This is a genomic window from Pedococcus badiiscoriae (assembly GCF_013408925.1).
GTDB lineage: Bacteria > Actinomycetota > Actinomycetes > Actinomycetales > Dermatophilaceae > Pedococcus > Pedococcus badiiscoriae.
Genome location: NZ_JACCAB010000001.1, coordinates 532,676 through 556,079 on the forward strand (window position 1 = coordinate 532,676; position 23,404 = coordinate 556,079).

General features: G+C 70.1%; 25 protein-coding genes. 2 read left to right on the forward strand and 23 right to left on the reverse strand.

The window, feature by feature from the left end:
• Positions 1-32: 32 nt before the first annotated feature.
• Positions 33-398, reverse strand: coding sequence for an STAS domain-containing protein (locus BJ986_RS02520; protein WP_179420571.1), 366 nt, complete (start codon positions 396-398; stop codon positions 33-35).
• Between the two features lie 139 nt (positions 399-537).
• Positions 538-1,821 carry a UDP-N-acetylglucosamine 1-carboxyvinyltransferase gene (murA, locus tag BJ986_RS02525; RefSeq protein ID WP_179420572.1) on the reverse strand — a complete coding sequence of 428 codons (1,284 nt, stop codon included), beginning with the start codon at positions 1,819-1,821 and terminating at the stop codon, positions 538-540.
• Between the two features lie 81 nt (positions 1,822-1,902).
• Here murA and BJ986_RS02530 point away from each other — a divergent pair, with 81 nt between their 5' ends.
• Positions 1,903-2,535: a cob(I)yrinic acid a,c-diamide adenosyltransferase gene (locus BJ986_RS02530; RefSeq protein WP_179420573.1), complete on the forward strand. Its 633-nt coding sequence runs from the start codon at positions 1,903-1,905 to the stop codon at positions 2,533-2,535.
• A gap of 5 nt (positions 2,536-2,540) precedes the next feature.
• On the opposite strand, the gene BJ986_RS02535 is transcribed toward BJ986_RS02530, so the two are convergent.
• The 10 genes from BJ986_RS02535 to BJ986_RS02580 all read right to left on the reverse strand — a co-directional run bounded on the left by BJ986_RS02535 (position 2,541) and on the right by BJ986_RS02580 (position 10,897).
• Positions 2,541-2,969, reverse strand: a complete 429-nt coding sequence (locus BJ986_RS02535) for a DUF2550 family protein (RefSeq protein ID WP_179420574.1) — start codon at positions 2,967-2,969, stop codon at positions 2,541-2,543.
• 40 nt (positions 2,970-3,009) lie between these two features.
• A complete protein-coding gene (locus tag BJ986_RS02540; protein ID WP_179420575.1) occupies positions 3,010-3,279 on the reverse strand; it encodes a F0F1 ATP synthase subunit epsilon in 270 nt (89 codons plus the stop codon).
• Between the two features lie 167 nt (positions 3,280-3,446).
• Positions 3,447-4,904 carry a F0F1 ATP synthase subunit beta gene (gene atpD / locus BJ986_RS02545; RefSeq protein ID WP_179420576.1) on the reverse strand — a complete coding sequence of 486 codons (1,458 nt, stop codon included), beginning with the start codon at positions 4,902-4,904 and terminating at the stop codon, positions 3,447-3,449.
• Between the two features lie 18 nt (positions 4,905-4,922).
• Entirely contained in the window at positions 4,923-5,822 is a 900-nt protein-coding gene (locus BJ986_RS02550; protein ID WP_179420577.1) for a F0F1 ATP synthase subunit gamma, read from the reverse strand.
• A gap of 114 nt (positions 5,823-5,936) precedes the next feature.
• Positions 5,937-7,574 (reverse strand): F0F1 ATP synthase subunit alpha, encoded by a 1,638-nt coding sequence (gene atpA, locus BJ986_RS02555; protein WP_179420578.1) that lies wholly within the window; start codon positions 7,572-7,574, stop codon positions 5,937-5,939.
• 108 nt (positions 7,575-7,682) lie between these two features.
• Positions 7,683-8,495, reverse strand: coding sequence for a F0F1 ATP synthase subunit delta (locus BJ986_RS02560; protein ID WP_179420579.1), 813 nt, complete (start codon positions 8,493-8,495; stop codon positions 7,683-7,685).
• The gene (locus tag BJ986_RS02565; protein ID WP_179420580.1) at positions 8,495-9,070 is read right to left on the reverse strand and encodes a F0F1 ATP synthase subunit B; all 576 of its coding nucleotides are present in this window, start codon (positions 9,068-9,070) and stop codon (positions 8,495-8,497) included. Before BJ986_RS02565 ends, BJ986_RS02560 begins: the two co-directional genes overlap by 1 nt.
• 47 nt (positions 9,071-9,117) lie before the next feature.
• Positions 9,118-9,327: an ATP synthase F0 subunit C gene (gene atpE / locus BJ986_RS02570; RefSeq protein WP_179420581.1), complete on the reverse strand. Its 210-nt coding sequence runs from the start codon at positions 9,325-9,327 to the stop codon at positions 9,118-9,120.
• 90 nt (positions 9,328-9,417) lie between these two features.
• Positions 9,418-10,242: a F0F1 ATP synthase subunit A gene (gene atpB, locus BJ986_RS02575; protein WP_337794688.1), complete on the reverse strand. Its 825-nt coding sequence runs from the start codon at positions 10,240-10,242 to the stop codon at positions 9,418-9,420.
• 160 nt (positions 10,243-10,402) lie between these two features.
• The gene (locus tag BJ986_RS02580; protein WP_179420582.1) at positions 10,403-10,897 is read right to left on the reverse strand and encodes a Cg1360 family ATP-synthase-associated protein; all 495 of its coding nucleotides are present in this window, start codon (positions 10,895-10,897) and stop codon (positions 10,403-10,405) included.
• Positions 10,898-11,113: 216 nt separating this feature from the next.
• Between BJ986_RS02580 and BJ986_RS02585 the strand changes: the two genes are divergently transcribed.
• Positions 11,114-11,746, forward strand: a complete 633-nt coding sequence (locus BJ986_RS02585; protein WP_179420583.1) for a GNAT family N-acetyltransferase — start codon at positions 11,114-11,116, stop codon at positions 11,744-11,746.
• Between the two features lie 35 nt (positions 11,747-11,781).
• Here BJ986_RS02585 and BJ986_RS02590 read toward each other — a convergent pair whose 3' ends face one another.
• From BJ986_RS02590 to BJ986_RS02640, 11 genes are all read right to left on the reverse strand, one after another.
• Positions 11,782-12,900 (reverse strand): undecaprenyl/decaprenyl-phosphate alpha-N-acetylglucosaminyl 1-phosphate transferase, encoded by a 1,119-nt coding sequence (locus tag BJ986_RS02590; RefSeq protein ID WP_179420584.1) that lies wholly within the window; start codon positions 12,898-12,900, stop codon positions 11,782-11,784.
• Between the two features lie 61 nt (positions 12,901-12,961).
• Positions 12,962-14,242: a serine hydroxymethyltransferase gene (locus BJ986_RS02595; RefSeq protein WP_179420585.1), complete on the reverse strand. Its 1,281-nt coding sequence runs from the start codon at positions 14,240-14,242 to the stop codon at positions 12,962-12,964.
• Positions 14,232-14,969 (reverse strand): L-threonylcarbamoyladenylate synthase, encoded by a 738-nt coding sequence (locus BJ986_RS02600; protein WP_179420586.1) that lies wholly within the window; start codon positions 14,967-14,969, stop codon positions 14,232-14,234. The genes BJ986_RS02595 and BJ986_RS02600 overlap by 11 nt, the downstream gene beginning before the upstream one ends.
• A 105-nt stretch (positions 14,970-15,074) precedes the next feature.
• Positions 15,075-15,923 (reverse strand): SDR family NAD(P)-dependent oxidoreductase, encoded by an 849-nt coding sequence (locus BJ986_RS02605; RefSeq protein ID WP_179420587.1) that lies wholly within the window; start codon positions 15,921-15,923, stop codon positions 15,075-15,077.
• A 60-nt stretch (positions 15,924-15,983) separates the two neighbouring features.
• The gene (gene prmC, locus BJ986_RS02610; protein ID WP_179420588.1) at positions 15,984-16,841 is read right to left on the reverse strand and encodes a peptide chain release factor N(5)-glutamine methyltransferase; all 858 of its coding nucleotides are present in this window, start codon (positions 16,839-16,841) and stop codon (positions 15,984-15,986) included.
• Positions 16,838-17,923, reverse strand: a complete 1,086-nt coding sequence (prfA, locus tag BJ986_RS02615) for a peptide chain release factor 1 (RefSeq protein ID WP_179420589.1) — start codon at positions 17,921-17,923, stop codon at positions 16,838-16,840. Before prfA ends, prmC begins: the two co-directional genes overlap by 4 nt.
• A gap of 130 nt (positions 17,924-18,053) precedes the next feature.
• Positions 18,054-18,278, reverse strand: a complete 225-nt coding sequence (gene rpmE / locus BJ986_RS02620; RefSeq protein WP_179420590.1) for a 50S ribosomal protein L31 — start codon at positions 18,276-18,278, stop codon at positions 18,054-18,056.
• Positions 18,279-18,406: 128 nt separating this feature from the next.
• Positions 18,407-20,476: an ATP-binding protein gene (locus tag BJ986_RS16180; RefSeq protein ID WP_179420591.1), complete on the reverse strand. Its 2,070-nt coding sequence runs from the start codon at positions 20,474-20,476 to the stop codon at positions 18,407-18,409.
• On the reverse strand, positions 20,473-21,921 hold the full coding sequence (locus BJ986_RS02630; protein ID WP_337794700.1) for a glycosyltransferase family 2 protein: 1,449 nt from the start codon (positions 21,919-21,921) through the stop codon (positions 20,473-20,475). The genes BJ986_RS16180 and BJ986_RS02630 overlap by 4 nt, the downstream gene beginning before the upstream one ends.
• The gene (locus BJ986_RS02635) at positions 21,918-22,970 is read right to left on the reverse strand and encodes a HEAT repeat domain-containing protein (RefSeq protein ID WP_179420592.1); all 1,053 of its coding nucleotides are present in this window, start codon (positions 22,968-22,970) and stop codon (positions 21,918-21,920) included. The genes BJ986_RS02630 and BJ986_RS02635 overlap by 4 nt, the downstream gene beginning before the upstream one ends.
• Positions 22,967-23,350: a response regulator transcription factor gene (locus BJ986_RS02640; protein WP_337794702.1), complete on the reverse strand. Its 384-nt coding sequence runs from the start codon at positions 23,348-23,350 to the stop codon at positions 22,967-22,969. Before BJ986_RS02640 ends, BJ986_RS02635 begins: the two co-directional genes overlap by 4 nt.
• Positions 23,351-23,404: the final 54 nt, after the last annotated feature.

Below are 23,404 nucleotides of genomic sequence, written 5' to 3' on the forward strand. Positions count from 1 at the left end.
TTACCTGCGGTAGCGCAGGCCGAGGGAGGCGTTCAGGCGGTGACGGCCACCACAGTGGCGTCGTCTCCGGGCTCGCGGAGCACCAGCGCGCGGTCCAGGCGTGACGCACGCAACAGCCGCCCGGTGCGCTCGGTCATGTCCACCACGGCCAGCCGGCGGCCGGCGCGCCGAGCCCGGTTGTAGGCCTCGACGAGGACCCCCAGACCGGTGGCGTCGCCGATCTCGGCCCCCGCGAGCCGCATGTGCACGTCGCCGCAGCCGGTGTCGATGATCTCGTGCAACAGGAGCCGCACATCGGGGACCGAGTGCACGTCGATGCGGCCGATGATGGCGACTTCCTGCCCGGTGTGGATGGCACGGACCTGCACGGGAAGAGCCCCGATGGCACTGATCGACATGCGAACCCCCTTGTCCGTGAGAGACATTCACCCACATCGACGCCGCATTGGGGGGTCTGGGTTGCCGTGCCCCAGATCAAGATCTGGTAAAGGTCCTCGCGCGCGCCTGCGGGCTCACCCGCGGCAGGCGGTCTTCGGGTCAGAGGAAGGGGTCGTCGTCGGGTTCGCGCGTGACGTCGGCGCCCAGGCCTCGCATGCTCTCGGCGAACCCGGCATAGCCGCGGTCGATGTGCTGCGCCCCGCTCACCGTGGTGATCCCGTCGGCCACCAGACCCGCGATGACCAGCGCCGCACCGGCCCTGATGTCGCTGGCCTCAACCGGGGCGCCGGACAGCCTCTCCACGCCGTGGACCATCACGTGGTGACCGTCGATGCGGGTCTCTGCGCCGAGCCGGTTCAGCTCCTGGACGGTGCGGAACCGTGCCTCGAAGAGGTTCTCCGTGATCATGGCGGAGCCCTCCGCCACGGCGTTGCAGGTCAGCGCGAAGGGCTGCAGGTCGGTGGGAAAGCCGGGATACGGCAAGGTGGCGACGTCGAACGCCTGCGGCCGGCGCCCCCCGGAGTCCACCCGGAAACCGCGGTCCGTCGTGGTCACGGTGGCGCCGCTGGCGCTGACGAGCTCGAGCGCGCTGGTGAGGTGTTCCGGCCGCGCCCCCACCACCTCCACGTCCCCCCGGGTGGTGGCGGCGGCAAACGCCCACGTGCCCGCCGCGATCCGGTCGGGCACGACGGCGTGCTCGGTGGGCCGCAGGGACCGGACCCCCTCGATGTCGACCACCGAGGACCCCGCGCCGCTGATCCGGGCGCCCATCGACACGAGCATCTGCGCCAGGTCGACGATCTCGGGCTCGCGGGCAGCGTTCTCCAGGCGAGTGGTCCCTCGGGCCAGCACCGCGGCGGTCAGGACGTTCTCCGTCGCGCCGACGCTGGGGAACTCCAGGCGGATCTCAGCGCCGTCGAGTCCCCCGGGGGCCTCGGCGACGAGGAAACCGTGGGTGACGTGGACCTTGGCGCCGAGCGCCTCCAGACCCGCGGCGTGCAGGTCCAGGCCGCGCGACCCGATGGCGTCGCCACCGGGGATCGCCACGTCTGCAGAACCTGTGCGGGCCACCAGCGGACCCAGCACGGCCGTCGAGGCACGCAGCGCCCGGACCAGGTCGTAGTCGGCGCGGTGGCCGATCTGGTCGGGGACGTCGATCTCCACCACGCCCGTCACGGCGTCGTAGTCCACGGTGCACCCGAGCCGGCGCAGCAGCTCGGCCATGATCGTCACATCGAGGATGGCCGGAACGTTCGTCAGCCGGGTGGGACCCGCGGCGAGCAGGGCTGCCGCCATGAGCTTGAGAGCACTGTTCTTGGCGCCCCACACGACGACCTCGCCACGCAGGCTGGTGCCGCCGACGACCCTGAAACGTTCTGCCACCGGTCCACCCTATGTGAGCGGGCAGGCGCGGGTGTGCCGGGTCATGGCGTGCCCAACGGCGCCGTCTGAGAGGCTGCAGCCATGGTCAACCTCACGCGCATCTACACCCGGACCGGCGACGACGGCCAGACCCATCTCGGGGACATGAGCCGCACGAGCAAGACCGATGTCCGGCTGCTCGCGTACGCCGACGCCAACGAGGCCAACGCCGCGATAGGCGTCGCCCTCGCGGCGGGAGAGCTGCCCGAGGACCTCAGGGCGACCCTGCTGCGGGTCCAGAACGACCTGTTCGACGTGGGCGCCGACCTGTGCACCCCGCTCCAGCAGACCTACGAGTACCCCCCGCTGCGGGTCGAGGCGGCCTGGATCGACGAGCTCGAGGCGGACTGCGACCGCTACCTCGAGCGGGTCGAGAAGCTCCGGTCCTTCATCCTCCCCGGCGGCACCGTGGGCTCGGCCTACCTGCACGTCGCCACCACCGTGGTCCGGCGCGCCGAGCGCCAGGCCTGGGCCGCCATCGCCGAGTACGGCGACCAGCCCGGCTCCGGCACCAAGGGCGAGGGCGGCGTGAACGTCCTGACCGCCAAGTACCTCAACCGGCTCTCGGACCTGCTGTTCGTCCTGGCCCGCGTCGCCAACCTGCCGATCGGCGGTGACGTCCTGTGGCAGCCCGGCGGAGGACGTGCCGAAGCGCCGGCCGACCGCAAGGGCTAGGCGCCTCAGGCGACGTTGACGTTGAAGCCGGGCGGTGAGCTCTCCACCCAGCTGCGCACAGCCGTGTAGGCGGACGGCGCCAGGGCAAGGGAGAAGAGGTCCGTGCCGTAGTGGCAGTCCACCGCCACGGCGTCCGGGAGCCCCGGCACCGCGGTCGCCGGTGTCGTGGGGGGGCCCAGCTCGAGCCGGGTCCGGTCCCACGTCCTCGCCGACCGTGGGGACGGACCGATGAGGGTGAACCACTCGAGCGTGCCGCCGCAGAACCGCAGCAGCCCCAGCCGGTACTGGTCACGGCCTTGGGGCTGGATGGCGCAGAGCATCAGTGGCGCACCGGAGGCCAGCAGGCGCCGCCGGACGAAGATGTAGGTGAGCGCGAGGAGCGCAAACAGGATGAGCGCGCCGGCGACGACCTCCGCGGAGACGACGGGCGACATGCTCTCCACCTTTCGACTGGGACGGCGGCTGGGTCGGCGGCTAGGCCGTGAACTGTGAGGCGTCGACCGACTCGGCGATGATGATCACCTTGTCGCGGTCGACCGACAGGAACCCGCTGTCGATGGTGGCGCTCTGGGAGCCCTGGCCGGACTTGATCCGGACCTCCCCCTCGACCAGGACGCCGAGCAGCGGGGTGTGGCCGGGCAGGATGCCCAGCTCGCCGTCGACCGTGCGGGCCACGACCATGTCGGCGTCGCCCTCCCAGACCTTGCGGTCCGCGGCGACGAGTTCAACCTGCAGGGTGCTCACGGTGTCCTCCGTTGGGTACGGCACAGATGGTGCGGTGCTTCAAAGTCTATCGGCCTGCGGTGGGGTGCCCCGCCGACCAGTGGTATGCCGTGGGGCCGGCCCAGTGCGGCCGGCCCCAGTGGCATTCCCGTTGTGTCTCGTTGTCCTCGGGGACGGCGTCCGCCGACCTAGAGGCTCTTCTCGATCTCGGCTGCCTGGCGCTCGACGTCGTCGAGGCCACCACACATGAAGAACGCCTGCTCGGGCACGTGGTCGTACTCGCCGTCGGCGATCTTGGTGAACGCCTCGATCGTGTCGGCCAGCGGCACGGTCGAGCCCTCGATGCCGGTGAACTGCTTGGCGACGTAGGTGTTCTGACCGAGGAAGCGCTGGATGCGACGCGCGCGGTTGACGAGGATCTTGTCCTCTTCGGAGAGCTCGTCGATACCGAGGATCGCGATGATGTCCTGCAGCTCCTTGTTGCGCTGGAGGATCTGCTTGACGCGCACCGCGGTGTTGTAGTGGTCCTCGGCGATGTAGCGACGGTCGAGGATGCGCGACGTCGAGGACAGCGGGTCCACGGCCGGGTAGATACCCAGCGACGCGATCTCACGCGACAGCTCGGTCGTCGCGTCGAGGTGCGCGAAGGTCGTCGCCGGCGCGGGGTCGGTGTAGTCGTCAGCCGGCACGTAGATCGCCTGCATCGAGGTGATCGAGTGACCACGCGTCGAGGTGATGCGCTCCTGGAGCGTGCCCATCTCGTCGGCGAGGGTGGGCTGGTAGCCCACGGCGGACGGCATACGACCCAGGAGGGTGGAGACCTCGGACCCGGCCTGGGTGAAGCGGAAGATGTTGTCGATGAAGAGCAGCACGTCCTGGTTCTGCACGTCCCGGAAGTACTCCGCCATCGTCAGCGCGGACAGGGCCACGCGAAGACGCGTGCCCGGCGGCTCGTCCATCTGGCCGAAGACGAGGGCGGTCTGGCCGAGGACGCCGGCCTCCTCCATCTCGACCATGAGGTCGTTGCCCTCACGGGTGCGCTCGCCGACACCGGCGAACACCGACACACCACCGTGGTCGCGGGCGACGCGGGCGATCATCTCCTGGATGAGCACCGTCTTGCCCACGCCGGCGCCGCCGAACAGGCCGATCTTGCCGCCCTGCACGTAGGGGGTCAGCAGGTCGATGATCTTGATGCCGGTCTCGAACATCTCGGTCTTGGACTCGAGCTGGTCGAAGGCCGGGGCCTTGCGGTGGATGCCCCAGCGCTCCTTGACCTCGAAGGTCTCGCCCTCGGCCAGGTTCATGACCTCGCCGGTGGTGTTGAACACCTTGCCGAGCGTCGCGTCGCCGACCGGGACGGTGATGGGGCCGCCGGTGTCCTGCACCTGGGTGCCGCGGACGAGGCCGTCGGTCGGCTGCAGGGAGATGGCGCGCACCATGTTGTCGCCGATGTGCTGGGCGACCTCGAGGTTGAGGTTGTTCGTCGTCCCCGAGAGCTCGACCGTGGTGGTCAGCAGGTTGTACTGGTCCGGCATCGCGTCCGCCGGGAACTCGACGTCGACGACCGGGCCGATGATGCGGGAGATGCGGCCGATGCCACCGGGGGTGGCGGCCTTGGTCTCTTCAGTGACAGTGGCAGTCATGGGTTTCTCTCTACCTTCTCAACTGGCGTCGGCGAGGGCGCTGGCGCCGCCCACGATTTCGCTGATCTCTTGGGTGATCTCGGCCTGGCGGGCCTGGTTGGCCAGCCGGGTGTACTTCTTGATGAGCTCTTCGGCGTTGTCCGTGGCCGACTTCATGGCCTTCTGGCGCGAGGCCAGCTCGGAGGCGGCCGCCTGGAGCAGGCAGTTGTAGATGCGCGCGCCGACGTACTTCGGCAGCAGCGCGTCGAGCACCTGCTCGGCACTCGGCTCGAACTCGTAGAGGGGCAGGACGTCGTCCTCGTCGGGAGCCTCTTCACCCTCGACCACCTCGAGGGGCAGCATGCGGACGACGTCGGGCTCCTGGGTCACCATGTTGACGAAGCGCGTGAAGACGATGTGGACCTCGTCCACCCCGCCCTCGGCGTAGTCCTGGTTGAACGCGGCGACGAGTGCGTCGCCGATCTCCCGGGCCACCTCGAAGGTCGGCTGGTCGGTGAAGCCGGTCCACTCGTCCGCGTAGTCACGCTTGCGGAACTTGTAGAAGCCCACCGCCTTGCGGCCGACCAGGTAGGGGACGACCTCCTTGCCGGCGGCCCGCAGGTCGCCGATCAGCCGCTCGCTCTCCTTGAGCACCGAGGAGCTGTAGGCACCGGCCAGACCGCGGTCCGAGGTCACCACGAGCACCGCCGCGCGGCGGACGTCGTCGTGCTCGGTCGTCAGCGGGTGGTCGACGTTGGAGAAGGTCGCGACGGCCGAGACCGCACGGGTCAGGGCCTGGGCGTAGGGCGAGGACTCCCGCACCCGCTGCTGCGCCTTCACCACGCGGGAGGCTGCGATGAGCTCCATGGCGCGGGTGATCTTCTTGGTCGCCTGGACGGACCGGATGCGCTGGCGGTAGACCCGCATCTGCGCTCCCATATGTTGCCGCCTCTCATGTCGTTCGTGTCGTCGTGTTCGTGTCTTCGGGTATGCCGCGGGACGGCACGTTCGCTGCGGTGCCGGGTGCGCACGAGGTGCGCACCCGGCATACGCTCAGCGCTTCTGCTTGACGATCTTCTCCTGCGCGACGTCGTGCTCGAGGGCACCCGGGTCGGCCTCGTGGCCCACGGGGGTGTGCTCGGCGCCGGACGCCTGGAACTGCTCCTTGAACTTGGCCACGGCATCCTCGAGGCCGGAGCGCGTCTCGTCCTCGAACTTCTTGGACTCGCGGATGGCGTCCAGCAGGCCCTTCTTCTCGCGGCGCAGGTAGTCGAGGAACTCGGCCTCGAAGCGGGAGACGTCCTCGACGGCCACGGAGTCGAGCTGGCCGCTGGTGCCGGCCCAGATCGAGACGACCTGCTCCTCGACGGGGAAGGGGGCGGCCTGCTTCTGCTTGAGCAGCTCGACGAGCCGGGCACCCTTCGCGAGCTGGGCCCGCGAGGCCGGGTCGAGGTCAGAGGCGAACATGGCGAAGGCCTCCATCGCACGGAACTGCGCGAGGTCGAGCTTCAGACGACCGGAGACATCCTTCATGGCCTTGATCTGCGCGGCGCCACCGACACGGGAGACGGAGACACCCACGTCGATCGCAGGACGCACGTTGGCGTTGAACAGGTCGGCCTGCAGGTAGATCTGGCCGTCGGTGATGGAGATGACGTTGGTCGGGATGTACGCCGAGACGTCACCGGCCTTGGTCTCGATGATCGGTAGACCCGTCATCGAGCCCGCGCCGAGGTCGTCGGAGAGCTTGGCGCAGCGCTCGAGCAGGCGGGAGTGCAGGTAGAACACGTCACCGGGGTAGGCCTCGCGGCCCGGCGGGCGGCGCAGCAGCAGCGACACGGCGCGGTACGCCTCGGCCTGCTTGGACAGGTCGTCGAACACGATGAGGACGTGCTTGCCCTGGTACATCCAGTGCTGGCCGATGGCCGAACCGGTGTAGGGCGCGAGGTACTTGAAGCCGGCCGAGTCGGACGCGGGGGCCGCGACGATGGTCGTGTACTCGAGGGCGCCGGCCTCCTCCAGGGTGCCGCGGACGGCGGCGATGGTGGAGCCCTTCTGGCCCATGGCGACGTAGATGCAGCGGACCTGCTGCTCCGGGTCGCCCGAGTCCCAGTTCTGCTTCTGGTTGATGATCGTGTCGACCGCGACGGTGGTCTTGCCCGTCTGGCGGTCACCGATGATCAGCTGGCGCTGACCGCGACCGATCGGGGTCATGGCGTCGACGGCCTTGAGGCCGGTCTGCAGCGGCTGGTGCACCGACTTGCGCTGGACCACGGTCGGCGCCTGCAGCTCCAGGGCGCGGCGCTCGGTGGTCGCGACCTCGCCCAGGCCGTCGATCGGCTGGCCGAGGGGGTTGACCACGCGACCGAGGAAGGCGTCGCCGACCGGGACCGACAGGACCTCTCCGGTGCGCTTGACCTCCTGGCCCTCCTCGATCTTGGAGAAGTCACCCAGGATGACCACACCGATCTCGTGGACGTCGAGGTTGAGCGCCAGTCCCAACGTGCCGTCCTCGAACTCGAGCAGCTCGTTGGTCATGCACGACGGCAGGCCCTCGACGTGGGCGATCCCGTCACCGGCGTCGCTGACACGGCCGACCTCTTCGCGGGAAGCCGTGCCGGGCTCAAAGGACTGAACGAAGTTGTCCAGCGCGTCCCGGATCTCCTCCGGACGGATCGAAAGCTCCGTCATCTGATCTCTTCTCCTCGATTGCTGGCCCGGTGGGTCGGGCCGAAGTCTGTGGTGTGGTCCAGCGTCTTCAGTTGTCGTGCGGTATGCCGTGCGGTCGTGGCGACGGGGTCAGCCGGCGATGTGCCGACGGGCCTCGTCCAGGCGCCGCAACACGGTGCCGTCGACGACCTCGTCGCCGACCTGCACCCGGACGCCGCCGAGGACCTGCTCCTCGATGACGACCTGGAGCAGGATCGGCTTGCCATAGATGTTCTGCAGCGCTGCGGCCAACCGCTCGCGCTGCTGTTCGGTCAGGTCGGTCGCGGCAGTCACCACGGCGGTGAGCTGCTCGCGCCGCCGGGCCGCGAGGGCCAGGTAGAGCTCGAGCGTACGGTCGAACTTGCGGCCTCGGGGGGCCACCACGGCGAGGTTGGCCAGGCGGACGGTCTCCTCGGCGGCCTTGCCCCCGAGCAGCGCGTTCACCACGCCGGCCTTGGCCTGGACGTCGCCCTGGCGGTTGGTCAGGCGGTCGCGCAGCTCGGGGTTGCCGGCGACGATCCGCTCGAAGCGGAACAGCTCGTCCTCGACCCGGTCGATCCGCCCGGCCTTCTCGGCCCCCGCGAGGATCGACGTGACCGCCAGCTCCTCGAGGGTGTCGGAGAGGTCGCGCTCGGTGGCCCAGCGCTGACCCACGAGGGTCTTCACCACGACGATCGTCTCGGCCGAGACCTTGCCGTCGAGCAGGCGCTCGGCGAGGGCCTGCTTCTCCGAGCCCTCCCGGGACGGGTCGCCGAGGGCGCGGCGCAAGGTGGCCGACCCGTCGATGACACCGACGACCGCGAGCAGCTGGTCACCGAGCACGCGAGGGTCTGCCCCGCCGGCGAGCACGGCGTCGAGCGCCTTGCTCCCGGCGATGGCGGCCGCACGCGACGATCCACGCATCAGGCGTCCTCCCCGACCTTCTCGGGCTGGATCTCTCCGGCCTCGAGCTCGGCCAGGAACCGGTCGACGATGCCCTTCTGGCGGGCCTCCTCGTGCAGCGACTCACCCACGATGCGGCTGGCCAGGTCGGTCGACAGGCGACCCACCTCGGCCCGCAGCGACACGACCGCCTGCTGGCGCTCGGCCTCGATCTGCTTGTGCGCCGCCTCGGTGATGCGGGCCGCCTCGGACTGCGCGTGCCCGCGCATCTCCACGACGATCGCCGCACCCTGCTCGCGAGCCTCCTCGCGGATCCGGGCTGCTTCTGCGCGCGCCTCGGCGAGCTGGGCCTGGTACTGCTCGAGGGCAGCCTGGGCCTGCTGCTGAGCCTCTTCCGCCTGCTGCATGCCGCCCTCGATGGCAGCTGTGCGCTCGGCATACAGCTTCTCCATGTTGGGGACGACCTTCGTCTTCACCAGCCAGTACAGGATGGCGAAGGCGATCAGCCCGACGATGATCTCTGCCGGGTGCGGGAGCAGGGGGAAGCCCGAGGGCCATCCGGTGCTCTCGGCGGCGACTACGGATGCGAGGGACACATCGCTTCCTTATCTCTTAGTGCGGAACTTCGCGGCGATGGTGCTGGTCAGCCCTTGAAGACGAACGCGAACACCAGACCGAGGATGGCGAGCGCCTCGGTGATGGCCATGCCGGTGAAGGCGATGGTCTGGAGCATGCCGCGGGCTTCGGGCTGACGTGCCACACCATTGATGTAGGCGGCGAAGATCAGACCGACACCGATACCGGGGCCGATCGCGGCGAGGCCGTAGCCGAGGTAGGCGATGTTGCCAGTCATGTCTATTCCTTTCGGGTGGCACCAGGGGGATCCCGGTGTCGCGTGGTGTGTATCCAGTTGGGTCGTGCAGCCGGGCGTGGCCCGGTGGTCCTAGTGGTGCTCGGAGACGGCTTCCGAGATGTAGAGGGCCGCGAGGAGGGTGAAGATGAAGGCCTGCAGGAACTCGATCAGCAGCTCGAAGAACGTCATGCCGACGGCGAAGCCCATCGAGAGGATGCCTGCGCCCTTGAGGCCGATGTTGCCGTGGAGCAGGAGGTACTCACCGCCGAGGATGAAGACCAGGAGCATCAGGTGGCCGGCGAGCATGTTGCCCATGAGTCGCAGCGCCAGCGTGAGCGGCCGGATGATGAAGTAGGTCAGGAACTCCAGGAAGAACATGATCGGCTTGAGCCAGCCCGGCAGACCCGGCGGGATGAGCGAGGCGAGGTACTTGATGATCCCGTGCTTACGCCGGATGCCGACCGCGTGGTAGGTGAGGTACACGATCACGGTCAGCACCAAGGGGAAGCCCAGCCGGCTGAACGTCGGGAACTGGACGAACGGGATGATGCCGAAGACGTTGTTGACCAGGATCAGCGTGAAGAGCGTGAACAGCAGCGGCAGGAACTGCAGGAAGTCCTTGCTGCCGATGATGTCCCGGCCCAGCGTGTTGCGCACGAAGTTGTAGGTGCCCTCGACCAGGAACTGCCGCTTGGTCGGGACGATGGAGAGCTTGCCGGTCGTCCCGACGAAGAACCAGGCGATCAGGGCCACTGACAGCAGCACTGCCAGCGCGGGACGCGTGAAGGCGAAGGCGCTGTCGCCACCGATGAGCGGCCACCAGAAGTTGCCCGTCCCCGGGGTCTGGAAGCCGCCGTCGCCACCTGCGGCCACGACGCTCGTGACCAGGTCCGCAGACACCATGTTTGGGCTCACTGCCTCTCCTCGAATGAACTCACCATCGACCCGTTCACCGCGGGGAATTCACGGTCGGTGCGGGACAACCGGGAGGAACGCGCGCTCGGCGCCCCTTCGGCGCAGAACGACTCGTACGCTACCGGACTCCACCGCATGGGGGCGACGCGGGACCAGGCGCTCACGTCGGCTCCCCCGTCGCGGGCTCGTCGGGGCTGATCGGCTGCACGCCAGGCCCCTGCGCGGGGGTGTCCGCGGGGGTGTCGTAGACAGGGACCCGAGCGTTGCGCCAGGCACGCATCTGGGCGACCTGCCACACGACGACGGCCACCAGCATGGCGATGCCGGCCGACCGGCTGTCGAGGCTGTCGACCCGCCGCGCCAGCACCAGGACGCCGAGCAGGACCAGGATCTGGGCGAAGTAGATCGCCATCCCCACAGCCATGAACTGCATCGGGTCGCGGTCGCGGACGAGCTTGTCCATGAGGAGCAGGCCCGACGCGAAGAAGAGGATCGCGATGGCGACGCCCACGAGGGCGGAGACCCCACCGTCGAGCCCTCTGACGAGGCCCAGGACGACGCTCGCGATGACGCCGGCCACGAGGGTCGGGACCACGGCGGCGCGAAGCGTGGCGCTGAACGGGTAGGAACCCGTCTGGGCGCTCGGCTGGGACACGGTGGCCGCCTTGTTCGTCGGGGCTGGAATGCCTGGCGAAAGGTTGGTCTGCGCCCGTCGGTGGGCGCTTGTGAAAGGTATCACAAGCGCTTCCCACCCCGCCACCGGGGGTCCTCCCGCGCCCTCTGGCCGAGGCTCGCGCCGCGGATGCGGGGTAGGACCTCGCACGCCCGCGTACTTGCAAACCGCTAAGTCGGGCACGGGTAGCCTGCCGACATGACCGCGACTCCCCCGACCGGCGAACCGCTCGTGGGCAGGTTCGTCAGGCTCGACGTGATGGCGCCCGACGACGCCGAGGGACTGCACGCGGTCAGCACCGACCCGGCCGTCTACACCCAGGGCTTCGTCATGCGACCGCCGCCGGCCGACCTCGCGGCGACCCGCGCGGACACCGCGCGAGACATCGCGGCGCGCGCTGCGGGCCGCACGGCATACACGGTGCGGCTCACGGGTGAGGGCGGGCTCGGTGAACCCGGCACGATCGTGGGCACCTCCTCGCTCGGCGACGTGGACCTCGAGAACGAGCGGGTGCACCTCGGCTGGACGATGTACGGCTCGCGCTGGTGGGGCACCCAGGTGAACCCCGAGTGCAAGCTGCTGCTGCTCGGTCACGCCTTCGACTGCGGTTTCGGCCGGGTGAAGATCCAGACCGACGCCGTCAACCTCCGCTCGCAGGCCGCCATCGCCAAGCTCGGCGCCACCCGTGAGGGCGTCCTTCGCCGCCACACCAAGCGGGCTGACGGCAGCTTCCGCGACACGGTCGTGTTCAGCGTGCTCGCGCAGGAGTGGCCGTCGGTGCGGGCCGACCTCGAGCGACGGCTGGGTATGCCGCCCGCTCAGGACGGTTAGCTCGTCGGCTCAGCTGGTTGGCTCAGCTCGTTGACTCAGCTGGTTGTCGTCGGCCGGTGGCCTGGGACCGACCAGCGGGGCAGCCAGATGGTCAGGACGCCGGTCACGACGACGGCAGCGAGTACCCCTGCCCCGGCGACCCGGGCGTCGTCGATGAAGATGAAGCTGACCGAACCCATCGCGGCGACGGCGGCCCACAGCCACAGCAGGAACACCGCACGACGGTGGCCGTGACCGAGCTGCAGCATCCGGTGGTGCAGGTGCTGCTTGTCGGGGTGCCACGGCCGCTCGCCGCGCCTGGTCCGGCGGACGACTGCCAGCAGGATGTCGACCAGGGGGAGCAGGATGATGGCGCCGGGGACGACCAGCGGCAGCAGGGTCGCAGCGACCGGGTTGGTGCTGACCTGGGCGGGGGTCACGTTGCCCGTGGTGGAGATCGTGGCCGCGGCGAGCAGCAGGCCCAGCAGGAGCGCCCCGGAGTCGCCCATGAACAACCGTGCCGGGTGGTAGTTGTGCGGCAGGAACCCCACGCAGCAGCCGATCAGCGCCGCCGAGATGAGGGTCGCGGACGAGAACACGTTGGGCGGGTCATAGCTGCGGGAGATGCCGTAGCTGTAGATGAAGAAGGCCGCTGCCGCGATGACGACCACCCCTGCCGCGAGCCCGTCGAGCCCGTCGATGAAGTTCACGGCGTTGGTGAACAGCACGACGGCGAAGACCGTCAGCCCCACCATGATCGGCTGCGGGAGCACGGTCACCCCACCGATCGGCAGCTGGTAGAGGAGCACCCCGTTGAACGCCATGATCCCCGCGGCGATCATCTGGCCGCCCATCTTGGTCAGCCAGTCCATCTCGCGGATGTCGTCGATCGCGCCGATCACGCAGACCAGGCCGGCCCCGATCAGCACCCCGCGCAGCTCCGGCCCCAGCCGGAACACCTGACCGAGGTAGGGCAGGTGGCTGGCGGCGACCATCGACGCCACGAACCCCAGGTAGATGGCCACTCCCCCGAGCCGCGGGATCGGCGTCGAGTGGACGTCCCGGTCGCGCACCGGGGTGAAGGCGCCGGTCCGCACCGCGACAGCGCGCATCAGCGGCGTCGCGGCATACGTGATCACCGCGGCGACCATCAGGACGAGGAGGTACTCGCGCACTTAGGCCGTGTCTCCCAGATCTCGGGCAGGTCTCGGGTGGGGGTCTCGAACGGGCCGGGACTCAGCCTCGAGCGTATGCCGGAAAACGGGTGACGAGGTCCGTGACACTGGCGCGGACCTCCTTGGAGACCGCGTGGTCGGGGTCGGCGTCGCCCTGGGTGACCGCTGTGGCGATGAGGTCCGCGATCTCGCGCATCTCCTCCGTGCCCATGCCCTGGGTCGTCACGCAGGGCGTGCCGACGCGGATGCCGCTGGCGATGTTGGGCTTCTGCGGGTCGAACGGGATGGCGTTCTTGTTGAGGACGATGCCGGCGGCGTCGGCCCGCGCCTCGGCGTCGGCACCAGTGACCCCGACGCCCTGAAGGTCGTGCAGGCTCAGGTGGGTGTCGGTGCCGCCCGTGGTCGGGCGGATCCCCTTCTCCCCCAACGAGGTCGCCAGCACGGAGGCGTTCTCGATGACCTGCCGTGCGTAGGCCTGGTACTCGGGGGTCGCGCACTCCTTGAAGTTGACCGCCTTGGCCGCGATGGTGTGCATCTGCGGACCGCCCTGCATCATCGGGAAGACTGCCTTGTCGAGCTTGGCAGCGTGCTCCTCCTTGCAGACCAGCGCGCCCGAGCGGGGTCCGCGCAGCACCTTGTGGGTCGTGAAGGTCACCACGTCGGCGTGCGGGACCGGGCTGGGGATCGCCTTGCCCGCCACCAGACCGATGAAGTGGGCGGCGTCGACCCAGAAGATGGCGCCGATCTCGTCGGCCAGCCGGCGGAAGAACTCGAAGTCGATGAGCCGCGGGATCGCCGAACCGCCGGCGAGGATGACCTTGGGCTGGTGCTCCTTGGCCAGGCGCTCCACCTCGGCGTAGTCGATGTCCTCGGTCTGCTTGTCGACGCCGTAGTGGACGGCGTTGAACCACTTGCCGGAGAACGACACCTTCGTGCCGTGGGTGAGGTGGCCGCCCATCGGCAGGGCCATCGCGAGGATCGTGTCGCCGGGCTGCATGAACGCGCCGTAGACCGCCTGGTTGGCGCTGGCACCGGAGTGCGGCTGGACATTGGCGTGGTCGGCGTCGAAGAGGGCCTTGCACCGCTCGATGGCAAGCGTCTCGGCCTTGTCCACCTCAGAGCAGCCGCCGTAGTAGCGGCGACCCGGGTACCCCTCGGCGTACTTGTTGGACAGCGTGGAGCCCAGCGCCGTCAGCACCTGGGGGCTCGACATGTTCTCCGAGGCGATCAGCTGGAGCCCGCTGCGGATGCGGTCGAGCTCGGAGACCAGCACCCCCGCGATCTCGGGGTCGAACGACTCCAGGGCACCGAAGTCGGAACCGTAGAAGGTGTCAGCGCTCATGGGTGTCTCCTGGCAGGGGGCTCTCGACGGTGGGATCCGCAGGCAACTCTATTGCCTCTCCATCCTCGTCCTCCGGGGCGTCCGACGCCCCCTCCGGGGGCTCGAGCACGGCCCTGATCTGCTCCACCGTGACGGCTCCGGCCCGCAGCACGACGAACTCGTCACCCGTGCAGTCCAGGATCGTCGACACCTCGGTGCTCGTGGTGGGCCCTCCGTCGAGGTAGACGCTGACGGAAGCCCCGAGCTGGGCGGCGGCCGCGGTGACGGTGGTGGCGGGGGGCTGGCCGGTGAGGTTGGCGCTGGTCACCGCCATCGGCCCCACCTCGGTCAGCACCGCGAGCGCGATGTCGTCCTGGGGCATCCGCAGCGCGACGGTCCCGTTGGTCTCGCCCAGGTCCCACATCAGCGAGGACTGGGCCTTGAACACCAGCGTGAGCGGGCCGGGCCAGAACTCGCGGATCAGGTCCCGCGCCCAGGCCGGGACGTCGGTCGCCAGTCCGTCGACCGTCCGCACACTGGGCACCAGCACCGGTGGTGGCATCTCGCGGCCGCGTCCCTTGGCGGCGAGCAGGGACGCCACGGCCTCGGCGGAGAACGCATCGGCTCCGACGCCGTAGACCGTGTCGGTCGGCAGGACCACGATCTGCCCCGCGCGCACCGCATCGACCGCCCGGGCGACTCCCTCGGCGCGGCCCTCTTCCGTGGTGCAGTCATAGACCGGACTCATGGTCGCCAGCGTAGTGACCGGCTCGGCGACGATCGACCGCGCCCTCGCAGCGTCAACCCGTCGCAGAAGGGTGTGCCTCGCCGCGACGTGCGCAGCACACCAGGGTCAGCTGCCCAGCCAACCGCTGGTGAGGCGCTGGACGGCGGAGCCGTCGAGGTCGGCCAGCTTGACCCCTGCGAAGGCGCGGGCCGCGTCGGACGTCTGGATCCGGAACGGGAGCGGGTCGAGGTCGAGCGCTCCGGCGACCACGGCCCCCGCGTCCGCGGCGGACTGGGCATTGGCCCCGAACTGGGCGGTGGTGCGATCGAGGTATCCCTTGAGCGGTCCGGCATACGCTCCGGCCGAGGCAAGCATGGCCTCGACGTCGATGCCGGCGTTGGCGACGAACTCGCTGGCGACGGCTCCCGGTTCGACGACGGCAACCTGCACGCCCACGCGTGCCGCCACCGGGGCGAGCGCCTCGAGGAAGCCCTCGACGGCGAACTTCGACGCGCAGTAGGCCTCGTTGAAGGGCTGGCCGACGACCCCGCCGACACTGCTCACCGTCACCACCCGGCCGCCGGCCTCACGCAGGTGTGGCAGCGCGGCGCGGGTGGTCTGCACGACGCCGAAGAAGTTGACCTCCACGCAGGCGCGGAACTCAGCCGGGTCGCCCGTCTCGACGGTCGCGACGTAGGCGGCCCCGGCGTTGTTGACCAGTGCGTCGAGACGGCCGTGCTCCTCCACGACGGCTGCGACACACCGGTCGATCGACGACTGGTCCGTGACGTCGAGCTGATGGACCTGCACCTCGACACCTGCCGCGGTCGCGGCGTCGGTGAGCCGGCCAGCCCGCCCGGTGTCGCGCATGGTGGCGACCACCTGCCAGCCCGCGCGGGCGGCGCAGAGGGCAGCCTCGAGGCCGATCCCCGTGGAGGTGCCGGTGATGAGTACGGTGCGTGCGCCAGTGGCCATGTGCCGATCATGGCACCACGGCCCGCGGGCGCCGGACCTTTTTCAGGCGCGTCAGGCGCGTCAGGCTCGGCGGGCGGTGGTGGCGCGGGGTCGGCCGGTGAGGTCGTCGTGGTCGGTGATGTCGACCCACTCCCCCGTGCGCTCCAGGGCGCGCGGCAGGCTGACACCCTGGCTGTCCGCGTGCTCCATGACCAGCAGGCCTCCCGCGTGCAGCAGCTGCGCCGCCCGCCGAGCCACCGCGAGCGGGATGGCCAGCCCGTCCTCGCTGCCGCCGTAGAGCGCGAGCTCCGGGTCGTGGTCGCGCACCTCGGGATCGAGGGGGACCATGCCGAGGGGGATGTACGGCGGGTTCGACGCGACGATGTCGACGGTGCCGTCCAGCTCGGGGAAGGCGTCGGTGGCGTCGCCCTGGCGCAGCCGCACCGCGAGCCCGGTGTCGGCCACGTTGCGCTCGGCCCAGGCGTGCGCGTCGCGACCCAGCTCGACGGCATACACGGTCGCGGCCGGCACCTCGTCGGCGACGGCGAGGGCGATCGCGCCCGAACCGGTGCACAGGTCGACCACGATCGGCGCCTCGAGAGCCAGCGCTGCCTCGATCGCGAGCCCCGCGACGAACTCCGTCTCCGGCCTGGGCACGAAGACGCCCGGGCCGACCTTCAGCTCGAGCCCACGGAAACCTGCCCTGCCGGTCAGGTGCTGCAACGGCACCCGGGCGGCGCGCTCAGCCACCAGCCGTTCGTAGGCCGCCGGGGCCGCAGCTCCCAGCACCATGGCCTTGCGGACGTCCGCGACGGAGACCTTCATCAGGTGGGCGGCGAGGGCCACGGCATCGGCCTCGGGCGAAGGCACCCCCGCCTCTGCCAGCCTGATGGTCGCGGCCCGGACCGCCGCGCGCAGGTCGTCCCCGGCGTCGGTCACTGACCAGAGCCCTCGGCAACGGCCGCCATCTGCGCGGCCTCGTCGGCGTCGATGGCGGACTGGACCACGGCCTCCAGGTCACCGTCGAGCACCGTGTCGAGGTTGTATGACTTGAAGCCGGTGCGGTGGTCGGAGAGCCGGTTCTCCGGGAAGTTGTAGGTGCGGATCCGCTCCGAGCGGTCGACCGTGCGGATCTGGCTGCGCCGCGCCGCGCTCGCCTCGGCGTCGGCCGCCTCCTTGGCCACCGCGTGCAGCCGGGCCCGCAGCACCCGCATGGCGGACTCCTTGTTCTGGAGCTGGCTCTTCTCGTTCTGGCAGGACACCACGACCCCGGTCGGCAGGTGCGTGATGCGCACCGCCGAGTCGGTCGTGTTGACGGACTGGCCACCGGGCCCGGACGAGCGGTAGACGTCGATCTTCAGGTCGTTGGGGTCGATGGTGACCTCGACCTCCTCGGCCTCGGGCATCACCAGGACGCCGGCGGCGGAGGTGTGGATCCTGCCCTGGCTCTCGGTGACGGGCACCCGCTGGACGCGGTGCACTCCGCCCTCGTACTTGAGCCTGGCCCACGGACCCTCCCCCGGAGCGGGGGTGCCCTTGGCCTTCACGGCCACCTGGACGTCCTTGTACCCGCCGAGGTCCGACTCGGTGGCGTCGATGATCTCGGTCTTCCACCCGCGGCGTTCGGCGAAGCGCAGGTACATCCGCAGCAGGTCGCCGGCGAACAACGCCGACTCCTCGCCGCCCTCACCGGCCTTCACCTCGAGGATCACGTCGCGGTCGTCGTCGGGGTCGCGGGGGATGAGCAGCCGGCGCAGCGTGTCCTCGGTCTGGGCCAGCCGTGCCTCCAGGGCGGGCACCTCGGCGGCGAAGCCCTCGTCCTCGGTGGCCAGCTCGCGGGCGGCCGCCAGGTCGTCGGTCGCCGTGTGCCACGCGTGGTATGCCGCGACGGTCGGTGCCAGCGCGGCATACCTCTTGTTCAGCTTGCGGACGAGGTTCTGGTCCGCGAAGACCTCGGGATCCGCCAGCTGCTTCTCGAGGTCGGCGTGCTCGTGCACGAGCGCTGCTGCGGACTCCAACATCGGGGCTCCTGAGGGGGTGCGGGTGAGGCGGGGTGAGGCGGGCTGACGCGGGGTGGCGCGGGGTGGCGCACCGGGAAAAGCAATGCGCCGGCCCTGACCACGAAGGGTCAGGACCGGCGCATCAGGAAAGCTACTTGCTCTCGGCAGCGGCCTTCTTGCCGTAGCGGGCCTCGAACCGGGCCACGCGGCCACCGGTGTCGAGGATCTTCTGCTTGCCGGTGTAGAACGGGTGGCACTGCGAGCAGACCTCGGCGCGGATCTGGCCGGAGGTCGCAGTGCTGCGAGTGGTGAACGTGGACCCACAGGTGCAGGTCACCGTGGTCTCGACGTACTCGGGGTGGATGTCCTTCTGCAAAGCGTGCTCCTTGAGTCAATGTGGCCGGGTCGGCTGGGCGGGCTGCCCTGAACTCCTCGATGGTGAGAGGGGTGTCCATGCCGTGAACCGGTCAGCGGTCAAGTGTGCCAGAGTCCGGCGCACATCTCCTAAACGGTGCTGAGGGTCCGGTCATTCCCCGTCGGCAGGACCACGCGGATGACGGTCCCCTCGCCCTCGACCGAGCTGATCTGCAACTCGCCCCCGTGGCCCTCGACGATGGCCCGCACGATGGCCAGCCCCAGCCCGGTGCCCGGGATGGCGGCAGCCGTCGCGTTCGAGGCGCGGAAGAAGCGGCCGAAGAGCTGGGGCAGGTCCTTCTCGGGGATGCCGATGCCGGTGTCGGCCACCGTGACCACGACGCGGCCGTCGGCCTGCGCGGCACCGATCGTGGCCCGACCGCCCGACGGGGTGAACTTGACCGCGTTGGAGCCCAGGTTGATGAGGCTGCGTTCCAGCTGGCCGCGGTCGACCCTGATCTGGAGGTCTGGGTCGATCGGTTCGACCACGAGGGTGACCCCGGCAGCGTCGGCGACGGGACGCAGGAGGTCGGCCACTCCCTGGACGAGCCCGTCGACGGCGACGTCCTCGGTCGAGGACTCCAGGCCGGTGGCCTCGATCTTGTTGAGCACGAGGAGGTCCTCGATGAGCCCGCGCAGCCGGTTGGCGTTGCGGCCGATGATGTCGAGGGCACCGCGCTGAGGTGTGGAGACGACGCCGTAGTCACCGTCCTCGAGGAGCTCCAGGTAGCCGTTGATCGAGGTCAGCGGCGTGCGCAGCTCGTGCGAGACGGTGGCCATGAAGTCGGTCTTCTGCCGGTCCAGCGCGGTGAGCTGGTCGAACTGGACCTCACGCAGCTCGCGCAGCCTCAGGTCCACGATCGACTGGGCGACGTAGCCGGCACACTGCTGCACGGCCTGGATCTCGTAGCGGCGCCACCGTCGCGGGCTGTCCACGGTCATCAGGGACAGCACACCGAGCCCTTGCTCGCCGATGCCGACCGGCACCATGAGCAGCGACGTGGCGCCGGTCGCTCGGTAGAACCGCTGCGCCCGCTCCTGGGTCTGGACCTCCTCGTGCAGGAAGTCGGACAGCACGAACACGCTGGCCTGGCGGCGGAGCTCGTCTCCGACCGCCTTGACCTCGCCCGCCAGCGAGGGCGGCAGCACGGGCAGGTCGGGCAGGTCGTGGCGGTGCCACTGGGTGCGCTGGTCGATCGCCCCCGACTCGTCGTGGGTGTAGAGCAGGACGCGGTCGACGGACAGCCCCTCCCCGAGCATCGCGCACACGTTGTGCAGGGCCGTGTCGAGGTTGGGTGCCCCGGGCACGACGCGGGCGACGTCGAGGGCCAGCTGGTGGGCCCGCAGCACGACCGACTGCTGCTCCTCGAGGATCCTGTTGGCGTGGGTCAGGCCGTTGAAGTCGGCGGCCAGGGTGCGGACCTCCAGAGCACCGCTGTCGGTGTCGGCCAGCGCGTCGCGGTCGCCGTCGCGCTGGCGCTCGACAACCGAACGCAGCCGTTCCAGGGGTCCGCTGACGGAGCGCTGCAGCAACCGCCAGCCAGCGAGCACGATCGCCATGGCCAGGACCAGGGCGACGACCAGGATCACGACGACGAGCTGGACGGAGTCCCGCGACCCCTCACGCGCGGCGTCGCGCTCGCGCCTGATGGCCTCGAACAGGTCCCGGTTGCCGTCACGGAAGACGCGGAACTTGTCCATCGTCTCGGCCTCCAGGACGTTGCGCCGCGACAGCGTCCCGGCCAGGTCGTCCTCGGCGGCCTTCGCCGCCCGGAACCACGCGTCGACGGCGGTGCGCTGGCGGTTCAGCAGGGTGAGGTAGTGGGCGCGGCTGTCGGCCGGCATCGACGGCGACCTCAGGGCACGCTCGACGTTGGCGAGGTCCGTCGCGACGATCCCCTGCTTGAGGCGGTAGCGCGTCAGGGGGGCGGAACCGCCCATCAGCTGGCTCCACCCGGCATTGGCCTCCGTCATGTCGATGAGCACCGCGTTGTTGGCGTCGAAGGCCGGACCGTAGGCGAGCGTCAGCGCCTGGATGTTGCGACCCTCGCTGTTGATGGTCGTCAGCGAGGCGACGGCCACGATGGGGAACAACAGGACGAGCGCGAGCCCGAGGACCTTGAGCTGTCCGGCGACGGACCGGCTCGCGAGCTTGCTCACTCGGGTGCCTCGTCGAACCCGGTGCGGGTCATGACACCCCACACGTGCTTCTTGCGCCGCAGGCTCGACCACCAGCCCTCGAGCCGCCACCACACCGTCAGCTGGCGGAAGCCGATGTTCTCCATCACCGAGGCGGCCAGGGTCAGCCAGAGGTCACGCCAGCGCTCCTGGCGGTGGAACGACCACTCCTCGGCAGCCATGGCGGACAGCGTCACCAGGATGGCCAGTCCGTACGCCAGCGCGAGGAACAGGACGGCATACGGGAGGTTGACGACCCCGAGGAGCAGCGCCAGCGGCACGATGATGATGCCGAAGAACTCCAGCAGCGGGGCACACAGCTCGAAGAGCCAGTAGTAGGGCAGGGCGATCATGCCGACCTTGCCGTAGCGCGGCCGCAGCACCATCCCGCGGTAGGCCCACAGCGTCTCCCAGAGGCCGCGGTGCCAACGGCGTCGCTGGCTGCGGAGCACCGAGAAGGTCTCCGGGACCTCGGTCCACAGGACCGGTTCGGGGACGAACCCGACGCGGTAGTCGCGGTGCTCGTCGCGCAGCTTGCGGTGGATGCGCAGCACGAGCTCGAAGTCCTCGCCGATGCTGTCGGGGTCCAGGCCCCCGGCCTCGACGACGACGTCGCGGCGGAACAGGCCGAACGCCCCGCTGATCAGGATGAGCGCCCCGAAGCGGGACCAGCCGGTCCTGCCGAGAAGGAAGGCGCGCAGGTACTCGACCACCTGGACGCGGGCCAGCCAGGGCTTGGGCATCTGGACCCTGGCGATGCGTCCCGACATGACCCGGCTGCCGTTGACCGGCCGGATGGCTCCTCCGGCTGCCACCATGCGGATCGGGTCGTCGGCGAACGGCTGGGTGACCCTCAGCAGCGCGTCGGGCTCGAGGATGGAGTCCGCGTCGACCATCGCGACGAGCGGTTCGATCGCGGCGTTGAGGGCGACGTTGATCGCCTCGGACCGACCAGAGTTCTCCTTGCGCACGACGAGCAGGCGGGTCCTGCCGTCGCGAGGCACGGACACCTCGAGGATGCGGGCCCTCACCGGGACGTCCTGCGGGATCTCGCGCGGGATCGAGACCAGGTCGAAGGCCGTGCGCAGCCGCTCGAAGGTCGCATCCGTGCTGCCGTCGTCGACGACGACCACCTCGTGCCGGGGATAGCGCAGCGACAGCAGCGCCTGCACCGAGGTGACGATGCTCATCTCCTCGTTGTGGGCGGGCACCAGCAGCGACACCCCGGGGGTGAGCGCCCCGCCGAAGGTCTCGACCACGGCCTCGCGACGGCGGTGCTGGGCGCGGAAGTCGATGCTGGCGAGCACGATGAGCACGAGGTAGGAGAGATTGATGACCGCGAAGTAGACGAGGATCGGCAGCGAGGTGATGTCCATCAGCGCGACCACCACGGACCGCAGCTCCTCGACGAAGCCGTCCCAGCTCACGCCGCGCTGCCGGTCAGCCGTGCCAGCGCCCGGGACGTCTCGACCGAGGCGTTGTCCGGGGCCGCGTCCAGGGCGGTACGCCCGGCCGGACCGAGCTGGAGCAGTGCCGTCGCGGCGATCTCGGCCAGCCGCGGATCCGGGTCGCCGAGCAGCTCCGCCAGGCCGTCCACGGCCGAGGGGTCGCCGAGCTCACCGAGCGCAGCGGCGCAGGCCCGGCGCAGCGACCTCGGCCGGTCCGCTGCCGTCTCGCGCAGGAGCTCCGCCACGTCGTCCGCGCGCCCCATCCGTCCGAGGGCGACCGCCGCGGCCTCCCGGACCGTGTGGTCGTCGTCGGACGCCAGGACGGTGCGCAGTCCCTCGAGGGACCGCGAGAAGCTTCCTTCGCCGCTGAGGTATGCCGCGACCGTGCGGGTGGTGGCGCTGCTCGCATAGAGCGCGTCGCGCAGTGCGCCGGAGATGCCGACGCCCATCCCCTCGAGGGCGTCTGCAGCCGGCCCGGCCGGGACCACCCGCTCGGCGCCGACGGCGGCGAGCAGGGCGGCTGAGGCCGACGGCTCTCCCAGGCGGCCCAGCGCCCGGGTCGCGGCGACGCGAACCTCGGGAGCGGGGTCGCCGAGCGCTGCCACCAGCAGCGGCAGGGCCGCGCCGACGTGGCACAGACCGAGGACGTGCGCCGCCCGTGCCCGACGCAGGATGCTGCCGTCGCGCAGGTCGTGCGGAGCCCGGTCGACGGCACCGTGGGCCAGCAGCACCGACGCGAGCTCCTCGGCCGGCACCCCCCTCACCTTGCCGAGGAGGTCGACGACCACGTCGTCAACGGCCTCACGAGCAGGTCCGTCCACCTCGATCAGCGCATCGCGGTGGGTCCCGTCCTCGTCCTCACCCGACGCGACCGCGAGCAGGTGGGGACGGTGTGGCGCGACGAGCTCGGCGGTGCGCCGCTCGCGCACGGTGCGAGACACCTTGGTGGCCACGATGAGCGCCACCAGAGCCAGACAGGCCAGCATGACCAGGGCGGACGATGCCCACAGCAGGTCGTGCTGGATCACCGGACGCGCGCCAGGATCCCGTTGACCCGGTGCAGCAGCTCTCGTGGACTGAAGGGTTTGATGACGTAGTCGTCGGCTCCCACGGCGAAACCGGTGTCGACGTCGCTGTCGCGCGACTTCGCGCTGAGCAGCAGGACGGGGACGCTGGCAGCACCGCTGTCGCGGATCTTGCGCAGGACGTCGATGCCGGACAGACCGGGCATCATCACATCGAGGATCACCAGCGCCGGAGCCTCCACCTGGAACGCCTCCCAGGCGCTCAGCCCGTCCGGAACTGCCTGGACGACGTAGCCGGCTTGGGTGAGTTTGAACTCGACGAGATCGCGGATATCCGGGTCGTCATCAGCGACGAGCACTCGGATTGCCTCTGCGTCGCTCACTGCCGTTCCCTTCGGTCGTCGTCCACTTGGTGCGTCGGTGCCCATGCTAAGCCG

Excerpts from the sequence above, each read along its gene's own strand:
- BJ986_RS02520 (WP_179420571.1), bottom strand. The coding sequence starts at position 398 with ATGTCGATCAGTGCCATCGGGGCTCTTCCCGTGCAGGTCCGTGCCATC.
- BJ986_RS02530 (WP_179420573.1), top strand. The coding sequence starts at position 1,903 with ATGGTCAACCTCACGCGCATCTACACCCGGACCGGCGACGACGGCCAG.
- BJ986_RS02535 (WP_179420574.1), bottom strand. The coding sequence starts at position 2,969 with ATGTCGCCCGTCGTCTCCGCGGAGGTCGTCGCCGGCGCGCTCATCCTG.
- atpD (WP_179420576.1), bottom strand. The coding sequence starts at position 4,904 with ATGACTGCCACTGTCACTGAAGAGACCAAGGCCGCCACCCCCGGTGGC.
- BJ986_RS02550 (WP_179420577.1), bottom strand. The coding sequence starts at position 5,822 with ATGGGAGCGCAGATGCGGGTCTACCGCCAGCGCATCCGGTCCGTCCAG.
- atpA (WP_179420578.1), bottom strand. The coding sequence starts at position 7,574 with ATGACGGAGCTTTCGATCCGTCCGGAGGAGATCCGGGACGCGCTGGAC.
- BJ986_RS02560 (WP_179420579.1), bottom strand. The coding sequence starts at position 8,495 with ATGCGTGGATCGTCGCGTGCGGCCGCCATCGCCGGGAGCAAGGCGCTC.
- atpE (WP_179420581.1), bottom strand. The coding sequence starts at position 9,327 with ATGACTGGCAACATCGCCTACCTCGGCTACGGCCTCGCCGCGATCGGC.
- BJ986_RS02585 (WP_179420583.1), top strand. The coding sequence starts at position 11,114 with ATGACCGCGACTCCCCCGACCGGCGAACCGCTCGTGGGCAGGTTCGTC.
- BJ986_RS02595 (WP_179420585.1), bottom strand. The coding sequence starts at position 14,242 with ATGAGCGCTGACACCTTCTACGGTTCCGACTTCGGTGCCCTGGAGTCG.
- BJ986_RS02600 (WP_179420586.1), bottom strand. The coding sequence starts at position 14,969 with ATGAGTCCGGTCTATGACTGCACCACGGAAGAGGGCCGCGCCGAGGGA.
- BJ986_RS02605 (WP_179420587.1), bottom strand. The coding sequence starts at position 15,923 with ATGGCCACTGGCGCACGCACCGTACTCATCACCGGCACCTCCACGGGG.
- prfA (WP_179420589.1), bottom strand. The coding sequence starts at position 17,923 with ATGTTGGAGTCCGCAGCAGCGCTCGTGCACGAGCACGCCGACCTCGAG.